The organism is Streptomyces sp. NPDC037421 (genome assembly GCF_055602105.1).
Genome location: NZ_JBVJWV010000076.1, coordinates 1 through 6,334 on the forward strand (window position 1 = coordinate 1; position 6,334 = coordinate 6,334).

Sequence of the window (6,334 nt, forward strand, 5' to 3'; positions counted from 1 at the left end):
CGTGTGCAGGGCCACCAGCGACGAGGAGCACAACGTGTCGATCGTCATGCTCGGCCCGTGCAGGTCCAGGAAGTAGCTCACCCGGTTGGCCAGGAACGCGTTGTGGTTGCCCAGGCCGCTGGGGGCGTCCAGCTCGGACGCGATGTTGAAGTCCTTGTAGTGCTGGTAACTGGCGCCCACGAACACGCCCGTGGAGGGGGCCAGCTGCCTCGGCGGCAGGCCCGCCGACTCCAGCGCCTCCCAGGTCGTGCGGAGCAGCCAGCGGACCTGCGGGTCGAGGACCTCCGCCTGCTTGGGGAAGAAGTCGAAGAACCGGGCGTCGAACTCCTCCACGTTGTCGAGGAATCCGCCCACGTCGGGCTCGGCACCGCCGGCGTACCGGCCCCAGCGGTGGGGCGGAGCCGGGCGGATCTCCTCGCCCGAGCCGGCGAGGAGCGACCAGAACCGTTCCGGGTCCGGGGCGCCGGGCAGCGCCAGGGCCAGGCCGATGACCGCCATGTCCTCGGGGGGCACGGTGTCGGCGACGGCGGGGGCGGGGACCGCGACGGTCGTGGGAACGGCGACCGGTGCGGGGGCCGCGTCGGGGGCCGTGTCCGGGGCCGCGTCGGGGGCCGTGTCCGGCTCGAACACTCCCTGGGCCGCAAGCCCGGCGACGTGTGCGGCGAGCGTCCGGCAGTCCGCGGCGTCCAGGACGTCCATCGGGCCGATCCGCACCCCGTACCTCTCCTCGACCTCGTCCGCGACGGCCGTCGCCAGCATGGAGTCGAGACCCGCGGTGGACAGTGAGGTGGTCGCGGTGACACCCGGGTCGTGCAGGACGGTGCGCACCAACGCGACGATCGCCGCCTCCGACGCCGCGGCCCGCGGAGTGCGGTGGGCGGGAGAGGGGGTGGGAGCGGAGGGCGACGGGTCGTTCCGGGGCACCGTCACCGTCCGGTACTCGATCTCGTCGAGCCGGACCAGTACCCGCCCATCGGCGGCGAACAGGGTCGCGTCACCGCGCCGTGTGCCGTCGCTTCCGGGCCCCGTGCCTTCGAGGAGGACGAAAGCCGTCCGCGCCGGGTCCGCCCAGCGGGTCGCCCGGCCGATGGAGACCGGCAGGTACGTCCCCGAGGGGGAGGCGGGATCCGCCAGGGTGAGGACGGCCATGGCCTGGAGGGCGGCGTCCATCGCCACTGCCTCCGCCTCCAGCGGGCCGGCGGCTGGGAGGGCGATCCGCGCGAGCACCCGGCCCGGCCCGTACCGTACTTCGGTGATGGACCGCAGCGGGGCGGCGAGCTCCATTCCCTTCGCCGCGAACCAGGCGTAGAGGCCGTCCGGTTCCAGCGTGCGGCCGAGTCCGGCCCGTACGGCGTCCAGGTCCGCGGCGCCGGGCACCGGCCCGGCCGGGGTGCCGGCCGTGGTGAGCCGGGCGACGACCCGGCCGCCGTGCCGGAAGGCGGCCGGGCCGGTGCGGGCGGGGTCGCCCAAGTCGCTGGTGAGGGGATGCGTTCCGGTCCCCCGGCCGGTGAAGGCGATCCCGGTCAGGACACCGCTCGACCGCAGGCCGAGGGCGAGGGGCAGCGCCCCCGGCACGGTGTCCTCGCCCAGCACCCGGTGGGCGGCCGTGAGCTGCCGCACGGCCGCGGCCACGTCCTCCGCGGCCTGCGGGGTCGCGGTCTGCGGGGTCGCGGTCTGAGGGGCCTGCCCGGGTGTCGCGGTCGCGTCGGGTCGTGCCCCGAAGGGGTAGGGCGGCAGGGTGCGGCGGCGTGCCGGCGGGCCCGGGTACACCGCGGCCCAGTCGACGGAACCGCCGCCGACGTAGCGGAAGGCCGGATGACCGGTCCCCGTCGAGGCGCTGTCGAGCACCGTTCCACCGCGGACGACGGTGCCGGGTGCCCGGTCCGCCAGGTCCAGCGCCCGTGCCAGTCCGGTGCTCAGCTCGTCGGCCGTGGCCCCCAGGACCGCGACGCGGTACGCCCGGTGGTCCCGTCCCACGGCAGTGGAGCGGCACAGCCCGGCCAGGTCGTCCGCTGTGCCGCGGAGCAGCGGTCGCACGTCCTCCATGCGCCGGAGCAGGGCGTCCGGGGTGTGACCGGACAGGACCAGCAGGTACTCGTCCGGTGGGGCGGCGGTCGTACGGGGGTCCTGCTCGTCGGCCTCCCCGTACGGGGGCTGCCCGAGGTACTCCTCCACGACGATGTGCGCGTTGGTGCCGCCCATGCCGAAGGAGCTGACGCCCGCCCGGCGCGGCCCCTCCGAGGTCCACGGCCGGGGCTCGACCGGGATCACGAACGTCCCGGCGGACAGGTCCAGGTGGCTGCTGGGCTTCTCGAAGCCTGCGACGGGCGGGATCTCGCGGTGCCGCAGGCACAGCAGCACCTTCAGCAGTCCGGCGAGTCCGGCCGCGGGTTCCAGGTGCCCGATGTTGCCCTTGACCGTGCCGATGTGGCACGGCCCGTCACGGTCCGGGTCGCTGCCGAACACCTCGGTCAGCGCGGCGATCTCGATCGGATCGCCGAGCCGGGTCGCGGTGCCGTGCGTCTCGATCAGGGAGATGTCCGCCGGGGCCAGGCCGGCGTCGTCCAGGGCGGCCCGGACCACGGCGGCCTGGGCTTCGCTGCGGGGCACCGGCAGGGCGCTGCCCCGGCCGCCGTGGTTGACGGCGGTGCCGCGGATGACACCCCAGATCCGGTCGCCGTCCCGCTCCGCGTCCGCCAGGGGCTTCAGCATCACGGCCAGCGCGCCCTCGCCGGGGAGGAAACCGTCCGCCTGCTCGTCGAAGGGCCGGGGCAGGCTTTCCGACAGTGCGCCGAGCTGGCTCAGGCTGCGGTAGTACCACGGGGTCAGCCCGACCTGGCAGGCCGCCACGATGGCGGCGCCGCAGTGGCCCGAGCGCAGCGCGGCGACCGCCTGCTGGAGGGCGACCAGGGAGGACGAGCACAGGGTGTCGACGGTCTGCGAGGGACCGGTCAGGTCCAGGGCGTACGAGATCCGGTTGGCCAGAACCGCGTTCATGGAGCCGAGCGCGGTGTGCGGGCCGACGGTCTCCAGTCCCTGCGTGTCGCGGTGGTGGGTGTAGGTGGCGCCGACGAAGACGCCGATGTCACGGCGGTCCGCGAGACCGCTGTCGTCCCGGACCGTCCAGGCGTGTTCCAGCAGCAGCTTCTGCTGCACGTCCATGTCCTCGGCCTCGCGTACCGAGATGCCGAAGAAGGACGGATCGAAGCGGTCGATGCCGGCGACGAAGGCGCCGTCCCGGCAGTAGGTGCCCGTCATCCTGCGGCCGCGCGGCTCGAAGTGGGCGTCGATGTCCCAGCGCTCCGCCGGGACCTCGGTGAACGCGTGCCCGCCGGAGCGGAGCAGCGGCCACAGCCCGGCCGCACCGCCGACCGCGCCCGGCAGGTCACCGGAGACGGCGACGATCGCGACGTCCGCGTCGCGGCCGGCGGTCGCCGGCTGCCGCCTCGGCGTCGGACGCGGGTGGTCCGGGGAGGCGGCCGGGAGCGGCTCGGATGCGCGGACGGGGTCGGAGGCGGGGGCGGGCCCGTCGGGCTCCGGTGCCGCGACCGCGACGGCCGCGCCGTAGCGGTCGGTCAGGGCTTGGACCAGCTCGGCGAACTCCCCGTACTCCAGGAAGAGCGTCGCCGGGAGGTGGATGCCCCACCTGCGCGACAGTTCCTCCGACAGCTCGACGCTCATGATCGAGCTCGCGCTCATGCCGTAGTCCGACAGCGGGGTGTCGCGGTCGAAGGAGGCGAGGCCCAGCCGCTCGGCGAGGAACCGCTCCAGCGCGTCGGCGACACGTTCCGCGGGGCCCGCGCCGGCCGCCACGGCTTCCACGACCGCCGCGGCTTCCACGGCCTGGGCGGCCTGTTCCCGTGCGGCGGAAGGCGTTCCGGGATCGTCGTCATCGAGCGCGATGACCACGTCACCGGCGTCGGGGTGGGCGACGACCACCTGACGGGGGTCCTCCGGCGATCCCAGTACCGCGATCAGGGCGTCCAGCCCTTCCGCGGTGCGAAGGGGCCGGACACCGCGCCGGCTGAGCTGCTCGGCGACGGCCGTGCCCATGCCGACCTCGCCCCACAGGCCCCAGTCGACGCTCAGCCACGGCGAGCCGTACGCATGGGCGAAGGCGTCGAGGTAGGCGTTGGCAGCGGCGTAGCCGCCCTGGCCGAGGTTGCCGAACGTGCCGGAGACCGACGCGAACAGCACGGCGAAGTCCAGGTCCTGCCCGGCCACCGCGGCGGCCAGCTCGCGAACCCCATCGGCCTTGGGCCGCATCACCGCGGCGATGTCCTCGCCGGTGGCGCTGCGGATGAGCCCGTCCTTGAGCGTGCCGGCCGCGTGGACCACGCCGTGCAGCTCGCCGAACTCCGTCCGCATCCGGTCCACCACGGCCGCCAGGGAGCCGGGGGTGGTGGCGTCCGCCCGGTAGGAGACGACCTCGCATCCGTACGCGCGGACCGCTGCGGTCGGGTCCTCGCCGGCGGCTGCGGCTCCGGAACGGCTGACCAGCGCGACGACGCCGGCGCCCTCGCGGGCGAACCGGGCGGCGACCTCCAGGCCCAGGCCCCCGTGCCCGCCGAGGACGAGGTAGCGGCCACCCGGCCTGATCGGCCCCGGCCCGGGACGGGGCTCGGCGTGTGCCGACCGCTCCCGGACCCGGACGGGTACCCGGCGGACACCCTCCCGGTAGCCGGCCTCGGTCGGACCGGCGCCGTCGCCGAGTTCCGCCAGGAGTGCGGTGAGCCCGCCGTCGGAGGACCGGTCGAGGTCGACGAGGCGCGGGCGCAGGCCCGGGTACTCGATGGCGGCGGTGCGGAGGAACCCCCACAGGGCGGCACGCGCGGGAACCGGCCGGTCTCCGTCCGCGACCGGCTGCCCGTCCCGGGTCACCACGAGGAAGCGGGACTTGCGCTGCCGCTCGCCGAGGGTCCGCAGGGCGGCCAGGCATCCGTAGAGGCCGACGCGGAGCTCCGTCTCCTCGCTCCGGGCGCCGTCGGCCGCGTCGTCGGCGTTCCACAGGTGCACGACACCCGCGACCGGGTCCCCGACCTCCTCCCAGAGCCGCCGGAACGCTTCCTCGTCCGGCTGCGCCAGCGTCAGCCGGTCACGATCGTGCTGCTGCGACGCGGAGGGACCGGTGCCGACCTCCACCACGCGGGCGCCCCCGGCCCGCAACCGCTCGGCGGCGCGCGCGCCCAGCCCGTCGGTGCCGCCGTCGTGCAGCACCACCCAGGTGCCGGTCACCGGCTCGGGCCCGTCAGCGGCGTCTCCCGGTTCGGGACGCCAGACGATCCGGCTGATGGGCAGCGCGACGGAGCGTGCCGGAGCCGGGGCGGCGGCCGGCCGCGCGACGGCGGCCGTTCGCCGCATCCGGAGCCCTTCGAACTTCGCGGCGATCTCGTTCGAGGGCCCCAGCACGGTCGCGTCGGCAGTGGCGTACGCACCGTCGACGCCGGTACGGCGCACCAGGACGGTCACTCCGGACGACAGTGCCGAGAGGTCGGTGAGGACCTGGAGGCGGGCGAGGCCGATCGGCAGCATGGGGTGGGGGCCGTCGGATCCCGTGAGGTCCTGGAGCGCACAGCTGACGACCTGGAACACCCCGTCCACCAGGAGCGGGTGGGCGTACCAGGGCACGGGCTCGGCGTCGGAGCGCAGGGTGGCCCGGACCACGCCGCCGTCCCCGACGGTGAGCTCCCGGACGGTGCGGAAGTCGGGCCCGTACTGGAGGCCCTCGCGGGCCCAGCTGTCGTACAGCCGGGCCGGGGCGAGGGTCAGCGGGCCGGTCGGCTGCGGGCCCGTGGCGGCGGGCGGGGCCTGGACGTCGGCCGGGAGCAGCCGGCCGGTACCGGTGGACAGCGGTTTGCGCTCGCCGGCCACGACGGTGCTCAGCTCGAAGCGGGTCCGCGGCCCGAAGGTCACGTCGAGCCGGACGGGGGCCGCCGCGCCCTCGCTGATGGTGAGGGGCCGCAGGAAGGTCACGTCGGTGAGCTCCAGCGGTGCGAACGGCCCGCGCCGGGCGACGCCCACCATGGCCATTTCCAGTTGCACGGCGGCGGGCAGGAGCCCGGTACCGGCGGATCGGTGCTGGGCGATGAAGGGCTCCTGGCCCGTGAACGTCTTCTCGTAGGTCTCGGCCGGGTACGTCACTGTCCCTCGCTCCGGTACTCGTAGTGAAGGTCGAACAGCGGGTGACTGGCGGAACGCGTCGCGGTGTCGGCGGGGCGGGCGGCGGGCGCCGCCAGCTCCTGCCGTGTGAAGGGGTAGGTGGGGATGGTGATCGTGCGCTGCCCCTTGCCGGCGTGCAGACCCGACCAGTCCAGATCGGCCGGGGTCCCGTTCA

The 6,334-nt window shown here is 75.2% G+C and carries 1 protein-coding gene and 1 pseudogene; both read right to left on the minus strand.

Annotated elements, in window-relative coordinates; genetic code table 11:
- Positions 1-6,141 (minus strand): SDR family NAD(P)-dependent oxidoreductase (locus tag ACZ7IF_RS39115; RefSeq protein WP_470981796.1); only part of this gene is annotated, 6,141 nt, incomplete at its 3' end.
- Positions 6,138-6,334: pseudogene (locus tag ACZ7IF_RS39120) on the minus strand (acyltransferase domain-containing protein); the annotation flags it as partial. The pseudogene ACZ7IF_RS39120 and the gene ACZ7IF_RS39115, both read right to left, overlap by 4 nt.